The organism is Leifsonia shinshuensis (genome assembly GCF_013410375.1).
Classification (GTDB): Bacteria; Actinomycetota; Actinomycetes; order Actinomycetales; family Microbacteriaceae; genus Leifsonia; species Leifsonia shinshuensis.
In genome coordinates, this window is record NZ_JACCFL010000001.1 from 1,487,362 (window position 1) to 1,503,243 (window position 15,882).

Consider the following 15,882-nt stretch of genomic DNA (forward strand, 5'->3'; position numbering starts at 1 on the left):
TGTCGCGTCAGGCTTAGGGGCGCGTTGACGGTGCTTCCTCGCGTCGCAGTTTGGCGCGCTGCACAAAGGCTCCGCAGAACATCCCTACTGCGATCAGAACGGGAACAAAGACTTCCGCTGCACCGCCGGTGAGCAAAGAGATCACAGATACGAAGCAGAAGAACAGTCCGGCGCCGAATTGGAATCGCATACGCGTACGACGTGGCCATCGTCGAAACAAACTGAGTCCCTCCCTTGCTCTGAGCCCCACCCTAACGGCACATATCGATTGGAAACGATCGTCCACTAGTGCGGGGATGGCGTCGTATCGTCCCAAACGCTAGGTAGGTTCTCGGACCCCGAACGCCGTCTCTTAAGAGCTGCCGTTCGCACGAAGGCGACGGAGCATCCGGCGGCCACTGAACGATCGCGAGACGGACACGAGGATCAACAGGGTCATCACGGCTCATCCCTTAAACATTGAGGGCAACTGTCAGGACCAGAAGCCGCCGAAACGTCAGAGCTCTATTGATGCAGTTTCGTCAGAGATGTCCTGATGGATCACAGGCTCCACAATCCGCCGCCGATGGGCTTGGATCCCTGTGATTCCCTGGGTGGGCCCCGTGGGGCTCGAACCCACGACCCGCGGATTAAAAGTCCGATGCTCTACCGACTGAGCTAGAGGCCCTCGCCCACTAATCTAGCGTGGATTCCGCAGCTCCCCGTGCCGGGGGAGAATGGGGGGATGCCGGATCGCTATCACAAGCCCACGCTGTTTCCCGGGGGGATGTTCGAGGCCTTTCTCGGTGGGGACGATCCCGCGCAGATCAGCAAGGTCGCGCATGAGACCGCGCAGGCGCTGCTCGCGCGGGTGCGGGAGGATCCCGATCCGGAGATCGTGGACCGGCTGGTCGCGTACACCGACGAGCACGGCATCGATGCCATCGCCGAGCTGTGGGCGCGGTCCAACCCCAAGAGCCTTCCGGGGGCGCTGTGGCGGATCTACCTGCTGCGGCTGCTGATCCGGCAGGACGCCGAGGGAACCGCCCTCCTGTACCAGCGCGGCACCGAGGTCATCGCCTCGATCGACCCGGTCGTGGCCGGTGCGCCGACGCCGGCCGGGCCGGGGGAGGTGACCGAGCTCGCCGATCGCATCCTGCGCGGGGTGTTCGAGGGGGACTTCGCGGTGGCGCTGGATCGTGCGGCCGCGTTCTGCCGGGTGACGGCGGCCGGCTGCCTGTCCGTCGCCGACGACCGGGATGCGCTCGACCCCGAGCGGGCGAGCGAGTTGACAACGCGCGCCCTGCGGTTCACCCGCACCGCCGAGGAGTTGACGACCTGCGCGCGGCTCTGGCGCACCGACTCGCTCGACTGAGCCGCCGCGGCCTATTCCCGTCCGCCGTTCTCTCCCTGCGAACGCCACGCCGTGAACGCCGCCGCGGCCTCCTGTATGCTTGACGAAGCCGGACCGCAGTAACCCCGGGCTCCAATACTTGCCGCTTCGAGCGGCCTCGCGCCGAGAGGCGTTCTGCGGTCCGGCTCTTTCATGCCTTTCCGCCTGTTGCGGGCCCGCCCGCCCGCAGGCGTGATCTACTGTCGAGGACGACATCGGCGGGCGACGAGCGGAGAACAAACGGTGGACGACGCCCCGGCGGCCGAACTCGACGGCCTCCTGCTGCGTACGGCGCAGGGCGACCAGCGCGCGTTCTCCGACTTCTACGACCGCACGGCGCCCCGGGTGCTCGGCCTCATCCGGCGACTGCTCATCGACGCGGCGCAGTCCGAGGAGGTCGCCCAGGAGGTGTTCCTGGAGGCGTGGCAATCCGCTCCGCGATTCGATCCGAATAAAGGCAGAGCGCTCACCTGGATCCTGACGATGGCCCACCGGAGGGCGATCGACCGCATCCGCGCGTCCCAGGCCTCGCACGACCGGGACACCGCGGTCGGCATCCGTGACCTGCCCACGGCGTTCGACGTCGTGGCGGAGACGGTGGAGGTCCGGGTGGAGCACGAGCGAGTGGAGGTGGCCATGGCGAAGCTGAGTGAGGCGCAGCGCCAAGCCGTCGCGCTCGCCTACTACGGCGGCCTCAGCCAGAGCGAGGTCGCGGCCGAGCTCGGCATCCCCCTCGGCACAGCCAAAACCCGGTTGCGGGATGCGATGATACGGCTGCGCGACGAACTGGGGGTGACACGATGACCGACGACCGCGACAGCGTGGACCCCGCGCGCCTCGGCGCCCGCCTCGGTGCGGACGACGCGAGGGAGGCCGACGACTTCGAGGAGGTGGCCGCCCAGCTCGCCCTCGCGGCGGACCCGGTCGAGCCGCCGTCGGCGATGAAGGCCGCCCTGTTCGCCCGGATCGCCCAAACGCCGCAGCTGGCCCCGGAGGCCGAGGCGGCGCCTGCGGTGGCGCCTGTGCCGCACCCGGAGCCGAGCCCCACCAGCATCCCCGAGGCGCCGGCGACCGCTGTCGCTTCCGCTCAGACCCCGGCCGAGCGCCGTGCCGAGCGCCGCTGGTTCCAGCGCCCCGGCGCCATCCTGGCATCCGCCGCCGCTGCGGTCGTCCTCTTCGTCGCCGGCACCTTCGTGGGCGTCGCGCTCTCCGGCAGCGACTCCTACCAGCAGCAGCAGTCCGCCGCTCTGGCGGCGCTGAACGCCGCTCCGGACACCCAGCGCAGCAGCGCCGCCATCAACGGCGGGGGGACGGCGACGCTCGTCTGGTCGGCCCAGCTCGGCCGGTCCGCGCTCGTCGCCACCGACCTGCCGAAGCTCGCCGGGGGCAAGACCTACGAGCTCTGGTACATCCGCGACGGCGCGGCGACCCCCGCCGGGACCATGGACTCCAGCGGACACATCGCGACCTGGCGGGTCCTCAGCGGCACGATGGCCCCCGGCGACACCGTCGGCCTGACGGTCGAGCCGGCCGGCGGGTCGAAGCAGCCGACCACGAAGCCGATCGTCGCGATCACCTCCTGAGCGGGCGCCCGGCCGCGATTGAACGGCCCAGACGCGACGAGGCCCAGACGCGACGAGGCCCACGGGACATCCCGTGGGCCTCGGTCATGCGTGGCTGCGGATCAACCGAAGCGACCGGAGACGTAGTCCTCGGTGGCCTGCTGGGTGGGGTTCGAGAAGATCATGTTGGTGTCGGCGTACTCGATGAGCTTGCCCGGCTTGCCCGTGCCCGCGATGTTGAAGAACGCGGTGCGGTCGGAGACACGCGAGGCCTGCTGCATGTTGTGGGTGACGATCACGATCGTGTACTCGTTCTTGAGCTCCTCGATGAGGTCCTCGATCGCGAGGGTGGAGATCGGGTCGAGGGCCGAGCAGGGCTCGTCCATCAGGAGCACGTCGGGGGAGACCGCGATGGCGCGCGCGATGCACAGACGCTGCTGCTGACCGCCCGACAGACCGGAGCCCGGGAGGTTGAGGCGGTCCTTGACCTCGTTCCAGAGGTTCGCGCCCTGCAGCGATTTCTCGACGAGGTCGTCGGACTCGCTCTTGGACATCCGGCGGTTGTTGAGCTTGACGCCGGCGAGCACGTTGTCGCGGATGCTCATGGTCGGGAACGGGTTCGGGCGCTGGAACACCATGCCCACCTGGCGGCGCACGAGCACCGGGTCGACGCCCGCGCCGTACAGGTTGTTGCCGTCGATCAGGACCTCGCCGTCGACGTACGCGCCCGGGATGACCTCGTGCATGCGGTTCAGCGTGCGGAGGAAGGTCGACTTGCCGCAGCCGGACGGGCCGATGAACGCGGTCACGGTCCGCGGCTCGATGGTGAGCGACACGCCCTCCACGGCGAGGAACTTGCTGTAGTAGACGTTGAGGTCGTTGACTTCGATGCGCTTGGACACGTTTTTCCTTGTCTGCGTTCTTCGGGTTGAAGCTGTGGAGTCCGCGGTCAGCGGCCGTACTTGGGGGCGAAGACCTTGGCGACGATCCGACCGATGAGGTTCAGGAGCATCACGATGATGATCAGCGTGAGCGCGCCGGTCCAGGCGCGGTCGATGGACGCCTGGGCGTGCAGGCCGGCCGCCTGGGTGTACTGCGTGTACACGAACACCGGCAGCGCCATCATCCGGTCCTGGAACGGGTTGTAGTTCATGCTCGTCGTGAAGCCGGCGACGATCAGCAGCGGCGCGGTCTCGCCGATCACACGGGCGATCGCGAGCATGACACCGGTCACGAGTCCCGCGAGCGACGTCGGCAGGACGACCTTGACCACGGTCAGCCACTTGGGGACGCCGAGGGCGAGGGACGCCTCCCGGAGCTCGTTGGGCACGATCCGCAGGATCTCCTCGCTGGAGCGGACGACCACCGGGATCATCAGCACGGACAGCGCGATGGCGGCCATGAAGCCGTTGCGGATGGCCGGGCCGAAGATCAGCGCGAACAGGGCGTAGGCGAACAGACCGGCGACGATCGACGGGATGCCGGTCATCACATCCACGAGGAAGGTGATGGCCCGCGCGAGCGGCCCACGGCCGTACTCCACGAGATAGATCGAGGTGAGCAGGCCGATCGGAACGGAGATGATCGCCGTCAGCGCCGTGATGATCAGCGTGCCGACGATGGCGTGCAGCGCGCCGCCGCCCTCGCCGATGACGTTGCGCATCGACTCGGAGAAGAACGTGATGTCGAACCGGGCCAGGCCCTGGGCGACGACCGTCCAGCCGAGCGAGATGAGCGGCAGCAGCGCGATGATGAACGCGGTCACGACGAGCGAGGTGACCAGCCGGTCCTTGGCCTTGCGGTTGCCCTCGACCAGCAGCGACGTCGCGTAGATCGCGACGTCGAAGAGCACGGTGCCGAAGAAGATGGCGCCGACGATGTTGAAGCCCTTGGTGGCGCCGCTGGCCGCCAGCATCGCGAAGACGGCGATGAGGACGGCCCAGGAGCCGACGAGCATCACCCAGGGGGTCCAGCGCGGCAGCTTGCCCGCGGTGTAGGAGTTGGTCAGCGGGCGGGGCGCCGCGGTCGCGGTCGTGGTGGTGGCGGCCATCAGTTCGCTCCAGAGAAGGCCGCACGGCGGCTGACGATATAACGGGCGAGCATGTTGATCAGCAGGGTCACGATGAACAGCACCAGACCGGAGGCGATGAGCGCGTTGACGCCGATGCCGGTGGCCTCGGGAAACTGCAGCGCGATGTTGGCAGCGATGGTGTTCGGGCTCTGCGCCTGCAGGACGGCGAACTTCACGATCAGCGCGGGCGAGAGCACCATCGCGATAGCCAGGGTCTCGCCGAGCGCGCGGCCCAGGCCCAGCATGATCGCGGAGACGATGCCGCTGCGGGCGAAGGGGAGGACCGCCATGCGGACCATCTCCCACTTGGTGGCGCCGAGCGCGAGCGCGGCCTCCTCGTGGAGGCGCGGGGTCTGCAGGAAGATCTCGCGGCAGATGGCCGTCATGATCGGGATGACCATCACGGCCAGCACGATGGCGGCCGTGAGGATGGTGCGGCCGGTGCCGGAGACCGGCGGAGCGAAGAGCGGGAACCAGCCGACGTACTGGCCGAGCCAGGCGTAGAACGGCTGGACGAACGAGGAGAGCGTCGCGATGCCCCAGAGGCCGAAGACGACGGACGGGACCGCGGCGAGCAGGTCGATGATGTAGCCGAGGGTCTGCGCGACGCGGCGGGGCGCGTAGTGCGAGATGAAGAGCGCGATCCCGATCGACAGCGGGGTCGCGATGATGAGCGCGATGACCGCTGCCCAGATGGTGCCGAAGACCAGCGGCCAGACCCACGACCAGAAGTTGGTGGCGTTGTTGGGGAGCTGGCCGGCTCCGGCGCCCAGAGCGGGGATGCTCTGGATGATGAGGAAGAGCGCCACCGCGGCGAGCGTGGCGAGGATCAGCGACCCGGCCACGACGGTGGAGGTGGAGAAGACGCGGTCGCCGAGGCGGGTTTTCGCCTTCGGCCTGATGGCTCCTGCGGTTCCGGCGGTCATTCGTTGCTTTCTCTCATCGGGTCCCCGGAGGGTGAGTGTGGTGCGCCGCTCGGCCTGGACCGGGGTGCGGTCCAGGCCGAGCGGCCGGGGTGTTACTTGATGCTGGCGACAGCCTTGCTGACCTTGGAGGACAGGTCGCTCGACAGCGGGGCCGAGCCGGCCTGCTGGGCAGCGGCCTTCTGGGCGTCGCCGGTGATGATGTAGTCGACGTAGCCCTTGACCAGGTCCGCCTTGGCGGCGTCCTTGTACTGCTGGCAGGCGATCACGTACGAGACCAGGACCAGCGGCCAGGCACCCTTGGAGGTGTCCTTGCGGTTGATCTGGATGGCCAGGTCGTTGGTGTCGCGGCCCGAGGCGATCGGGGAGGCGGCCACGACCTTGGCGGCGCCGTCGGCGCTGATCTTGGTGTAGGTGTCGCCGACCTTCAGCTGGGCGATCGAGAGACCGGCCGAGCCCGACTCGTCGATGTAGGTGATCGAGTTCTTCGCGTTCTTGGTGGCGTCCGCGACACCCGAGGTGCCCTTGGCGGCGTCACCGACCTGGAACGGGAAGGTCTGCGAGGCGGGAGCCGTCCAGACGGTCGGGGCGTTCGCCGACAGGTAGTCGGTGAAGTTCTGCGTGGTGCCCGAGTCGTCGGAGCGGTGCACGACCGTGATCGGGGCCGACGGGAGCGTGGCGCCCGAGTTCTGGTCCTTGATCTTGGGGTCGTCCCAGGTGGTGATCTTGCCCGAGAAGATGCCGGCGATCGTGTCGGCGTCGAGCTTGAGGTCCTTCACGCCGTCGACGTTGTACGCGATGGCGATCGGGGAGATGTAGACCGGCAGGTCGATGCCCTTGGCGCCCGCGGCGCAGCCCGCGAACGTGCCGGCGAGCTCCTCCGTCTTGAGGGCGGCGTCGGAGCCGGCGAAGTCGGCAGCGCCCGAGATGAAGCTCTTGCGGCCGGCGCCGGAGCCCTGCGGGTCGTAGTTGACGGTGACCTTCGGGTTGGCCTGCTGGAAGCCGGCGGCCCAGACGGTCTGCGCGGCGCCCTGAGCGGACGAGCCGATGCCGTTCAGCGTGCCGGACAGGTTCGACGGCTTGGCCGTGGTGGTCGCCGGGGTGCTGCCCTCGTTCGACGCACAAGCGGTGAGGGAGATGGCGGCGGCGGCGAGAAGTGCCACGGGAACGCCAAGACGCTTCAGTTTCACAGTTGTCCCTTCCGGGGATCAGTAACAACAGGACGGGGTCGGTGCGACCCGCGTGAGACGCTATGCCCGGTGTCTGACCAGAGTCCCCCGCAGTGGTAAACAGAAGGTAAACAAGGGTTGGCTAGCTGGGGTAGGAGGCCAGCGGTCCCGCGGTCAGTCCGCCGCCGGTGCATACGTCTCGATGGAGACGATGCCCGAGGACGGGTTGCTGGCCGAGAGGTGCACGACCGAGAATCCGCCGGTGTCGAGGTCGGCCGCGTCGGCGAGGTACGCGCCGGGCATCGTGCCCGTCGCGAGTGCGATCTCGCGCAGGATCTCCGGGAGGACGGGGCCGTGGCTGCACAGCACTGCGGTCTTGCGGGACCGCACGCGCTTGCCGACGACGGCGCGGACGTCGCCGTCGCCGTCCTCGAAGGCGTCCTGGCTGATGCCGGGCTCGCGGTGCGGCTTGACGCCGGTCGCCGCGGCGAGCGGGGCGACGGTGGCGACGCAGCGCACCGCGTCGCTGGTGATGATCCGCCTCGGGCCCCAGGCCAGCAGGGTCGGCACGTCGCCCGCCGCCTGCCTGACGCCCCGCTCGGTGAGCGGGCGGGACGCATCCGGGCCGGACCAGGCGCTGCGCGGCTCCGCCTTGCCGTGGCGCAGTGCGATGAGCGCGAACGTGGAGGTGATGCCCTGTCGCACCAGCGCCTCGAACGCCTCGACGATTTCGACGTCGCGCTCGTAGGTGAGGTAGCCGCGCGCCTTCTTCAGCGTGACCCACTCGATGGCGGCGATCTCGGTGTTCGGCACGAACGTCGAGCGCTCGATCGCGTGGTCGACCACCTCGGCGGCCCAGTAGTGCACGATCTTCTCGCGGCCCGAGCTGAGCGGGTACGCCGACGTGCCGAGCGGGACACCGAGCGTCACCGCGAGTCCGGTCTCCTCGAGGATCTCGCGCACGGCCGTCTGCGGGAGGGTCTCGCCCGGATCGACCTTGCCCTTGGGAATGGTGACGTCGCCGTACTTCGTGCGGTGCACGACGAGCACGACGATCTTGTCGTCCACGACGCGCCAGCAGAGGGCGCCCGCGGCGTAGACGGCGAGACTCACCGCCTGGTTCCCGTGCGCGCCGAACGCGGACGCTGCGTGGCCTGCTGCTGCAGCTTGGTCTGGAGGTCGGTCAGCGGTGCGCCGTTCTCGTCGAGGTGGTGCCGGGTCCAGACGCCGTCCTCCGCGAGCACCCACGCGGCGGTGCGTTCGTCGAAGGCGAGGTCGAACAGCCGGTCGAGCTCGGCCAGGTGCTCGGGGGCGGTCAGCCGCACCAGCGCCTCCACCCGGCGGTCGAGGTTGCGGTGCATCATGTCGGCGCTGCCGATGTACACCTGCGGGTCGCTGTCGTTGACGAAGGAGAACACGCGCGAGTGCTCCAGGTAGCGGCCCAGCACCGAGCGGACCCGGATGTTCTCGGAAAGCCCCTCGCGCCCGGGGACCAGCCCGCAGATGCCGCGCACCCACAGCTCCACGGGAACGCCGGCCTGGCTGGCGCGGTAGAGCGCGTCGATGATCGCCTCGTCCACGATGGAGTTGAGCTTGATGCGGATGCCGGAGGGCCGGCCCGCCGCGGCGTTCGCCGCCTCGGTGTCGATGCGCTTGAGCAGCCCCTTGCGCAGGTGCAGCGGGGCGACGAGGAGACGCTTGAACTTTTTCTCGATCGCGTACCCGGACAGTTCGTTGAACAGGCGGGTGAGGTCCTTGCCCACCTGGTCGTCGGCGGTGAGCAGGCCGAGGTCCTCGTAGATGCGCGAGGTCTTCGGGTTGTAGTTGCCCGTCCCGATGTGGCTGTAGTGCTTGAGGACGCCCTTCTCCTCGCGGATGACGAGCGCGAGCTTGCAGTGCGTCTTGAGGCCGACCAGGCCGTACACGACGTGCACGCCGGCCTTCTCGAGCTTGCGGGCCCAGGAGATGTTGTTCTGCTCGTCGAACCGGGCCTTGATCTCCACCAGCGCCAGCACCTGCTTGCCGGCCTCCGCGGCGTCGATCAGCGCCTCGACGATGGGGCTGTCGCCCGAGGTGCGGTACAGCGTCTGCTTGATGGCGAGCACGTGCGGGTCGGCCGCCGCCTGCTCGACGAAGGCCTGGACGCTGGTGGCGAACGACTCGTACGGGTGGTGCAGCAGGATGTCCTGCCGCGCCACGGCCGCGAAGATGTCCGGCTTCGCGTTCGGCTCGCTGGGCATGAGCTGCGGCGCCGTCGTCGGCACGTGGTTGGGGTAGTGCAGGTCGGGCCGGTCGATGCGCGAAAGGTCGAACAGACCGCCGAGGTCGAGCGGCGCGGGCAGTCGGTAGACCTCCTGCTCGGTGACGTCGAGCTCGCGCACCAGGAGGCCGAGCGTGACGTCGTCCATGTCGTCGGTGACCTCGAGCCGGATGGGCGGGCCGAACCGGCGGCGCAGCAGCTCGCGCTCCAGCGCCTGGATGAGGTTCTCCGTCTCGTCCTCGTCGATCTCGACGTCCTCGTTGCGGGTGACGCGGAAGACGTGGTGGTCGAGGATCTCCATGCCCGGGAAGAGGTCGCCCAGGTGGTTGGCGATCAGGTCCTCCAGGCGCAGGAAGCGCACCTGGCCGAGCCCCTCGCGCTGGTCGATGCGCACGAAGCGCGGCAGCATCTGCGGCACCTTGAGGCGCGCGAACTGCTCCTTGCCGGTGCGCGAGTTGCGCACGCGCACGGAGAGGTTGAGCGAGAGCCCGGAGATGTAGGGGAACGGGTGCGCCGGGTCGACCGCCAGCGGCATGAGCACCGGGAAGATCTGCTGCGAGAACACCTCGCGCATCTGGACCTTGTCGGCCTCGTCCAGCTCGTCCCACGACGAGACCGTGATGCCGGCGGCCTCCAGCGCGGGCAGCACCAGCTCGCGGTAGGCCTTGGCGTGCCGCACCTGCAGCTCGTGCGCCTTGAGGGAGATGTCGGCCAGTACGTCCTGCGGTGCGCGGCCGACGTTCGTCGGGACGGCGAGGCCGGTCGCGATGCGCCGCTTGAGGCCGGCGACCCGGACCATGAAGAACTCGTCGAGGTTGCTGGCGAAGATCGCGAGGAAGTTGGCGCGCTCCAGGACGGGGAGCAGCGGATCCTCGGCGAGCTCCAGCACCCGCTGGTTGAACGCCAGCCAGCTCAGCTCGCGGTCGAGGTAGCGGTTCTCCGGCAGCGTCGGGTCGGGCTCGTAGATGAAGGGGGCGAAGTCGTCGTCGAAGTCGCTGCCCAGGCTTCCGCTCAGCCCGTTGTCGAGTAGGCCGTTCTCCAGTGCAGTGTGCTCGCCGTCCATGCCCCCATCATGGCACCGCCCGACCGGCGAGCGGCACGGGTCTCGGTTAACTGTGGAGAAACGGCCGCCCCCGGTCGCCTGTGGGGGAGAAGGGACGCTCAGGGACGCGCGGACGAAGGGAGGCGGTCGTTCTCGTCCTCGTACACGTTGAAGCGGTAGCCGACGTTGCGGACCGTGCCGATCAGCGACTCCAGGTCGCCGAGCTTGGCGCGCAGCCGCCGCACGTGGACGTCCACGGTGCGGGTGCCGCCGAAGTAGTCGTAGCCCCACACCTCGCTGAGCAGCTGCTCGCGCGTGAACACCCGCGACGGGTGGGTGGCGAAGAACCGCAGCAGCTCGAACTCCTTGAAAGTCAGATCGAGCGTGCGCCCATGCGCCTTCGCCGAGTAGCTCGCCTCGTCGATGGTGATGCCGGAGGCCTGGATCTTGGTCTGCGAGTGCTCCTGCGTCTGCCGGCCGATGGCGAGCCGGATGCGGGCGTCGACCTCCGCCGGGCCGGCGCTGTCGAGCACCACGTCGTTGGCGCCCCAGTCCGCGCTCACGGCGGTCAGGCCGCCCTCGGTGAGCACCAGCAGCAGCGGGACGGTGATGCCGGTCGTGGTGAGGATCTTGCACAGCGACTTGGCGCTGGCCAGGTCGCGCCGGGCGTCGACGAAGATCAGGTCGCAGGCGGGCGCGTTGACCAGGGACGCCGGTTCGGCGGGGATCTGCCGGACGCGGTGGCTGAGGAGGCCGAGAGCCGGGAGCACGTCCGTGTCGGGGGCGGACGTGAGGATCAACAGCTGCGCCACCCAGTATCCTCCTCGCCCGTCTTCGTGCCGCAATGCTACCGGAAACGCTTACGGCCACGGATCGCGGCGACCGCGGACCCCGCGCGGCACAGGAGAGCGCGACACGCGAGAGGCGGCCGGGCCGCGGGCGGGGCAGAATAGGGGGATGAGCGAGACGCCGTCCGATCCGGGACCTCTCGGCCCGGCCGCAGCGGCCGGACCGCCGCCGGAGCCGATGCCGCGGTCCACGGTTGCCGTCACCGTCGGCGGGGTGTGGGCGCTCGCGCTCGTCCTCGGCGTGCTGATCGCGTTCCTCTCCCACCCGGCGCAGTACGCGTCGTGGATCTCGCTCGCGCTCGGCGTCTGCGTCATCGCGTCGTTCGGCGCCCAGCTCGCGACCCAGCGCAAGGACGGCTTCGTCAACCGGCTCGCCACGACCCTGACCGGGAGTTTCGTCATCCTCGGCGTCATCGGGGGCATCCTCGGCCTCGTCACCCTCGGGCACTGATTAGACTGGCCGTATGCTCGTCGCTCTCGAACTCTTCTTCATCGGCCTGCTGGGTCTGGCCACCCTCGCGATCCTCGGCGTCTCCGGCGTGGTGGTCTACAACCTCTTCCGCGGCCAGCGCTAGGCATGATCGAGCTCCCCACCGACCTTCCGGCCGAACTCGTCCCGCTGTCCTGGCTGATCGGGGTGTGGGAGGGGAGCGGCGTGGTCGACTACGCCGTCGGCGAGGAGCACACCCAGCTGGAGTTCGGCCAGCGCGTCAGCTTCAGCCACGACGGCGAGGCCTACCTCAACTACTCCGCGGCCTCGTGGGTCCTCGACGACGACCGCACCCCGCTCACCGCGGAGACCGGCTACTGGCGCCTCAGCCGCACCCTGGTCGAGGGCGACCCGGGCCCGGCGATGCTGCCCGGCCAGGGTACGCGGCCGTTCGGCACCCCGCAGGCGGTGGAGACCCTGCGTGCCTCCAGCGGCGGCTTCGACATCGACGTGGCGATCATCCACCCGGACGGCGTCAGCGAGCTCTACATCGGTCAGGTCAACGGGCCCCGCATCGACCTGGCGACGGACGCCGTCGTCCGCACCGCCGGCGCCAAGGAGTACAGCGCGGCCACCCGGCTCTACGGGCTGGTGGAGGGCCACCTGCTCTGGGCGTGGGACATCGCGGCGCTCGGCCAGGAGCTGCGCACGCACGCCTCCGCCCGCCTCGCCAAGGTCGATTGAGATGACCGCTCCCTCCCCGTTCCTCGCCCTGCCGGGCGCCGTCGACGTCGCGGACGTGGGCGTCCCCGCCCACTACGGCAACCCGCTCGCGGAGCAGCGCGCCCTGGTGGAGGGCGGCGCGATCGTCGACCTGTCCGACCGCGCGGTGCTCTCCATCACCGGGCCCGACCGGCTCAGCTGGCTCAACTCGCTGACCAGCCAGTCGCTGCTCGGGCTGCAGCCGGGGGAGTCGTCCGAGACCCTCCTGCTCGACGTCACCGGCCGGGTCGAGCACGCCGTGCGCCTGATCGAGGACGGCTCGACGCTCTGGCTCCTGGTCGACCGGCCGGAGGCCGCCGGCCTGCTGGCCTGGCTCGACTCGATGCGCTTCATGCTCCGCGTGGAGCTCGCCGACCACACCGACGCCCTGGCGACGATCGGCACACTCGGCGAGCCGCCGCTGCCGATCGCCGCGCCGAACGGCGTCCCGCTCGTCTGGCACGACCCGTGGCACGCCGTGGCGCCCGGCGGCCACCAGTACGCGCGCGGCGAGCACCCGGGCGCGGACTGGAGCTGGAGCGAGCGGGTCGTCCCGCGCGACGCCCTCCCGTCGATCGTCGCGCGGGTGGAGTCGGGCGAGCTGACCGCCGCGGGAACGCTCGCCGCCGACGCCCTCCGGATCGCGGCCTGGCGCCCGCGCTTCGCCACCGAGGTGGACGAGCGCACCATCCCGCACGAGCTCGACTGGCTGCGCACGGCCGTCCACCTCACCAAGGGCTGCTACCGCGGGCAGGAGACGGTCGCCAAGGTGCACAACCTCGGCCACCCGCCGCGTCGCCTGGTGATGCTGCACCTCGACGGCTCCGAGGGCGCTCACCCCGCGCGCGGCGCGGAGGTCACACTCGACGGACGCGTGGTCGGCACCGTCACCTCCTCCGCCCTGCACTACGAGCTCGGCCCGATCGCGCTGGCGATCGTGAAACGCGGCACCGACGCGACGGCCACCCTGACGGTGGACGCCGACGGCACGCCGGTCGCGGCCGCCCAGGAGGTCGTGGTGCCGCCCGAGGCCGGAGCCGAGGCGCACGTGCCGCACCTCCCGCGCCTCGGCGCCGTCACCCGCACTCCGCGCCCGCAGGGCTGACGCGGCCAGCGGAGGAGATCCGCCGGCTCGCCGCCCCGAATCGCAGCCAACGGAGGACATCGGCCGCCCCGCAGCCCTGATCTCCTCCGTTCGCGACATCGGCGGCCGGCGCCCGTCTGCAGCCAACGGAGGACATCGGGCGCTCAGCGGCCGCGATCTCCTCCAGTAGCCGACATGGGAGGGTGGCGCGCGGCGGATCTCCTCCGCTGCCTACACCGGCGCGACAGCGTCCCAGTTCACGGTGAGCTCCCCGAGGCGCCAGCGCGCCCGGCCGCCGACCACCGGCCAGCCGGCGTCGCGCATCCCCTGCGCCACCGCGATCCAGCGCTGCTTCGGCCCGTAGGCGGCGAGCGGCGAGTGGACGCGCCACAGCCGGTCGAGCTCCGCGAGGTAGGCGTGCACGCGCTCGCCGGGGATATTGCGGTGGATGAGCGCCTTGGGCAGCCGCTCGGCCACCACGCTCGGCGCGTCCAGTCCGCGCAGCCGCAGCGAGATCGAGAAGGTCTGCGGACCCGTCCGGTCGAGCGTGACCCAGCTGGCGATCCGGCCGATCTCGTCGCAGGTGCCCTCGACCAGCGCGCCGCCGAGCTGCAGGCGGCCGAGCATCCGCTCCCAGGCAGGCGCGACCTCCGCCTCGTCGTACTGGCGCAGGACGTTGAAGGCGCGGATCACCGCCGCGTGCCTGCCCTCCGGCAGCGGCACCTCGAAGCCGCCGACCGCGAAGCCGACCCGTGCCCGCGGGTCGAAGTGCGTGCTCCCCGCGCGGACGTCGTCCAGCTGGGCGCGCGCCGTCCGGACCCGGCCGGGGTCGATCTCCAGCCCGAGCACCTCGACGTCCGGCCGCACGCGGGCCAGCCGGTGCTGGAGCTCGAAGGCCGTCACGCCGCTGGCGCCGTAGCCGAGGTCGACGACCAGCGGATCGCCGGTACGGCGCAGTTCCGGGAGGGCGGCGATCCAGCGGTCCACCCGGCGCAGCCGGTTCGTGTTCGTGGTGCCGCGCGTCACCGAGCCGACCACGCCGGGGGCGCGGGAGGACGTGGAGGGCATGTGACAAGATTAATCGCATGGCCCCCTACACTTTGATCCTCCTCCGCCACGGCAACAGTGTGTGGAACCAGCAGAACCTGTTCACCGGCTGGGTCGACGTCCGGCTCAGCGAGCAGGGCGTCGCCGAGGCCACCCGCGCGGGCGAGCTGCTGGCCGAGTCCGGTCTCGCGCCCGACATCCTCTACACGTCGGTGCTCACCCGCGCCATCCAGACCGCGAACATCGCGCTGGACGTCGCGGACCGGCTGTGGATCCCGGTCGAGCGCTCCTGGCGCCTCAACGAGCGCCACTACGGCGCACTGCAGGGCCTCGACAAGGCGGAGACCCTGGAGAAGTACGGGCCCGAGCAGTTCCAGCTCTGGCGCCGCTCGTTCGACGTCCCGCCTCCGCCGCTCGCCGACGACAGCGAGTGGTCGCAGGCGAACGACCCGCGCTACGCCGACCTCGGCGACGATCTGCCGCGCACCGAGTGCCTGAAGGACGTCATCGCGCGCATGCTCCCGTACTGGGAGTCCGACATCACCGTCAGCCTCGCCGAGGGCAAGACCGTCCTGGTCACCGCGCACGGCAACTCGCTGCGCGCGCTCGTCAAGCACCTCGACGGCATCTCCGACGAGGAGATCGCCGAGCTCAACATCCCGACCGGCATCCCGCTGGTCTACAAGCTGGACGAGACCTTCGCCCCGATCGAGCCCGCCGTGTACCTCGACCCGGAGGCCGCGGCCGCCGGTGCCGCTGCCGTCGCCGCCCAAGGCAAGAAGTAGCGGTCACGACCGTCCATTCCTTCGTCGCCGTCGCGTTCCTGCCGGAACGCGGCGGCGACGTCGTCGTTCCGGCGGAGTTCGGCGCCGGGGAGTGGCCGCTGCACATCACGATCGTGCCGCCGTTCCAGTCCGAGCTCGACGCCGACGCGGTCGCTGCGCTGCTGCCGCGCGGGCCGCGCATCCCGGTCGTCGCGGGATGCCGCGCGTCGTTCGGCCACCGGCGCGCGGTGCCGGTGACGCTGATCCGGCCGAACCCGGCGCTGCTCGCGCTGCACGCCGCCTGCGTCGACGCCCTGGAGGCCGCAGGCGCTGTCGTCGCCGACCAGCGCCACATCCGGGCCGGTTACCGCCCGCACGCGAGCGACCAGCGCTTCGGCGCCCTCGCCCCCGGAGACCACGCATCCCTCGCCGAGCTCGCCATCGTGGAGCGCACCCCCGGCTCCCGCCGCAGGGTCGCCGTGCGCATCCCCCTCGCCTGACCGCCTGTTCGCGTGCAGATATCAGGTGTGAGATTTGACACAATCGCC

Annotated in this window: 16 protein-coding genes and 1 tRNA gene; 8 read left to right on the plus strand and 9 right to left on the minus strand. The window is 70.2% G+C overall.

All coding sequences use genetic code 11. The annotated features are described in order from the left end of the window. Positions 1-594: 594 nt before the first annotated feature. Positions 595-667, minus strand: a tRNA-Lys gene (locus HNR13_RS07255). Positions 668-724: 57 nt separating this feature from the next. On the opposite strand from HNR13_RS07255, the gene HNR13_RS07260 reads away from it, so the two are divergent. The 3 genes from HNR13_RS07260 (at position 725) to HNR13_RS07270 (ending at position 2,955) form a co-directional block, all read left to right on the plus strand. After that, a complete protein-coding gene (locus tag HNR13_RS07260) occupies positions 725-1,354 on the plus strand; it encodes a DNA-directed RNA polymerase subunit beta (RefSeq protein ID WP_179605128.1) in 630 nt (209 codons plus the stop codon). A 261-nt stretch (positions 1,355-1,615) separates the two neighbouring features. Beyond that, complete coding sequence (gene sigK / locus HNR13_RS07265; protein WP_343063488.1) at positions 1,616-2,176, plus strand: ECF RNA polymerase sigma factor SigK; 561 nt, start codon at positions 1,616-1,618, stop codon at positions 2,174-2,176. Further along, positions 2,173-2,955, plus strand: coding sequence for an anti-sigma factor (locus tag HNR13_RS07270; RefSeq protein ID WP_179605130.1), 783 nt, complete (start codon positions 2,173-2,175; stop codon positions 2,953-2,955). Before sigK ends, HNR13_RS07270 begins: the two co-directional genes overlap by 4 nt. Positions 2,956-3,056: 101 nt before the next feature. Here the strand turns inward: HNR13_RS07270 and pstB are convergent, their stop codons facing one another. The 7 genes from pstB to HNR13_RS07305 all read right to left on the minus strand — a co-directional run bounded on the left by pstB (position 3,057) and on the right by HNR13_RS07305 (position 11,211). Beyond that, positions 3,057-3,836, minus strand: a complete 780-nt coding sequence (gene pstB / locus HNR13_RS07275; protein ID WP_179605131.1) for a phosphate ABC transporter ATP-binding protein PstB — start codon at positions 3,834-3,836, stop codon at positions 3,057-3,059. A 47-nt stretch (positions 3,837-3,883) separates the two neighbouring features. Beyond that, complete coding sequence (gene pstA / locus HNR13_RS07280) at positions 3,884-4,984, minus strand: phosphate ABC transporter permease PstA (protein WP_179605132.1); 1,101 nt, start codon at positions 4,982-4,984, stop codon at positions 3,884-3,886. Beyond that, a complete protein-coding gene (gene pstC / locus HNR13_RS07285) occupies positions 4,984-5,931 on the minus strand; it encodes a phosphate ABC transporter permease subunit PstC (RefSeq protein ID WP_179605133.1) in 948 nt (315 codons plus the stop codon). The genes pstA and pstC overlap by 1 nt, the downstream gene beginning before the upstream one ends. 92 nt (positions 5,932-6,023) lie before the next feature. Next, entirely contained in the window at positions 6,024-7,118 is a 1,095-nt protein-coding gene (gene pstS, locus HNR13_RS07290) for a phosphate ABC transporter substrate-binding protein PstS (protein ID WP_179605134.1), read from the minus strand. A 153-nt stretch (positions 7,119-7,271) separates the two neighbouring features. Further along, positions 7,272-8,210, minus strand: a complete 939-nt coding sequence (locus tag HNR13_RS07295) for an NUDIX domain-containing protein (RefSeq protein WP_179605135.1) — start codon at positions 8,208-8,210, stop codon at positions 7,272-7,274. Next, on the minus strand, positions 8,207-10,420 hold the full coding sequence (locus HNR13_RS07300) for an RNA degradosome polyphosphate kinase (RefSeq protein ID WP_179605136.1): 2,214 nt from the start codon (positions 10,418-10,420) through the stop codon (positions 8,207-8,209). The genes HNR13_RS07295 and HNR13_RS07300 overlap by 4 nt, the downstream gene beginning before the upstream one ends. A gap of 98 nt (positions 10,421-10,518) precedes the next feature. Next, positions 10,519-11,211 (minus strand): winged helix-turn-helix domain-containing protein, encoded by a 693-nt coding sequence (locus HNR13_RS07305; RefSeq protein ID WP_179605137.1) that lies wholly within the window; start codon positions 11,209-11,211, stop codon positions 10,519-10,521. A gap of 145 nt (positions 11,212-11,356) precedes the next feature. Between HNR13_RS07305 and HNR13_RS07310 the strand changes: the two genes are divergently transcribed. From HNR13_RS07310 to ygfZ, 3 genes are all read left to right on the plus strand, one after another. Further along, positions 11,357-11,698, plus strand: coding sequence for a hypothetical protein (locus HNR13_RS07310; protein WP_179605138.1), 342 nt, complete (start codon positions 11,357-11,359; stop codon positions 11,696-11,698). A 126-nt stretch (positions 11,699-11,824) separates the two neighbouring features. Further along, on the plus strand, positions 11,825-12,421 hold the full coding sequence (locus HNR13_RS07315; protein ID WP_179605139.1) for a nitrobindin family protein: 597 nt from the start codon (positions 11,825-11,827) through the stop codon (positions 12,419-12,421). A gap of 1 nt (position 12,422) precedes the next feature. Further along, entirely contained in the window at positions 12,423-13,544 is a 1,122-nt protein-coding gene (gene ygfZ / locus HNR13_RS07320) for a CAF17-like 4Fe-4S cluster assembly/insertion protein YgfZ (protein WP_179605140.1), read from the plus strand. 210 nt (positions 13,545-13,754) lie between these two features. Here ygfZ and HNR13_RS07325 read toward each other — a convergent pair whose 3' ends face one another. After that, entirely contained in the window at positions 13,755-14,591 is an 837-nt protein-coding gene (locus tag HNR13_RS07325; RefSeq protein WP_179605141.1) for a class I SAM-dependent methyltransferase, read from the minus strand. 17 nt (positions 14,592-14,608) lie between these two features. Here HNR13_RS07325 and HNR13_RS07330 point away from each other — a divergent pair, with 17 nt between their 5' ends. Next, entirely contained in the window at positions 14,609-15,355 is a 747-nt protein-coding gene (locus HNR13_RS07330) for a phosphoglyceromutase (protein ID WP_179605142.1), read from the plus strand. Positions 15,356-15,453: 98 nt separating this feature from the next. Continuing rightward, positions 15,454-15,834, plus strand: a complete 381-nt coding sequence (locus HNR13_RS07335) for a 2'-5' RNA ligase family protein (RefSeq protein WP_246312983.1) — start codon at positions 15,454-15,456, stop codon at positions 15,832-15,834. Positions 15,835-15,882: the final 48 nt, after the last annotated feature.

Excerpts from the sequence above, each read along its gene's own strand:
- HNR13_RS07330 (WP_179605142.1), top strand. The coding sequence starts at position 14,609 with ATGGCCCCCTACACTTTGATCCTCCTCCGCCACGGCAACAGTGTGTGG.
- HNR13_RS07325 (WP_179605141.1), bottom strand. The coding sequence starts at position 14,591 with ATGCCCTCCACGTCCTCCCGCGCCCCCGGCGTGGTCGGCTCGGTGACG.
- pstA (WP_179605132.1), bottom strand. The coding sequence starts at position 4,984 with ATGGCCGCCACCACCACGACCGCGACCGCGGCGCCCCGCCCGCTGACC.
- pstC (WP_179605133.1), bottom strand. The coding sequence starts at position 5,931 with ATGACCGCCGGAACCGCAGGAGCCATCAGGCCGAAGGCGAAAACCCGC.
- HNR13_RS07315 (WP_179605139.1), top strand. The coding sequence starts at position 11,825 with ATGATCGAGCTCCCCACCGACCTTCCGGCCGAACTCGTCCCGCTGTCC.
- HNR13_RS07260 (WP_179605128.1), top strand. The coding sequence starts at position 725 with ATGCCGGATCGCTATCACAAGCCCACGCTGTTTCCCGGGGGGATGTTC.
- HNR13_RS07300 (WP_179605136.1), bottom strand. The coding sequence starts at position 10,420 with ATGGACGGCGAGCACACTGCACTGGAGAACGGCCTACTCGACAACGGG.
- ygfZ (WP_179605140.1), top strand. The coding sequence starts at position 12,423 with ATGACCGCTCCCTCCCCGTTCCTCGCCCTGCCGGGCGCCGTCGACGTC.
- HNR13_RS07270 (WP_179605130.1), top strand. The coding sequence starts at position 2,173 with ATGACCGACGACCGCGACAGCGTGGACCCCGCGCGCCTCGGCGCCCGC.
- HNR13_RS07310 (WP_179605138.1), top strand. The coding sequence starts at position 11,357 with ATGAGCGAGACGCCGTCCGATCCGGGACCTCTCGGCCCGGCCGCAGCG.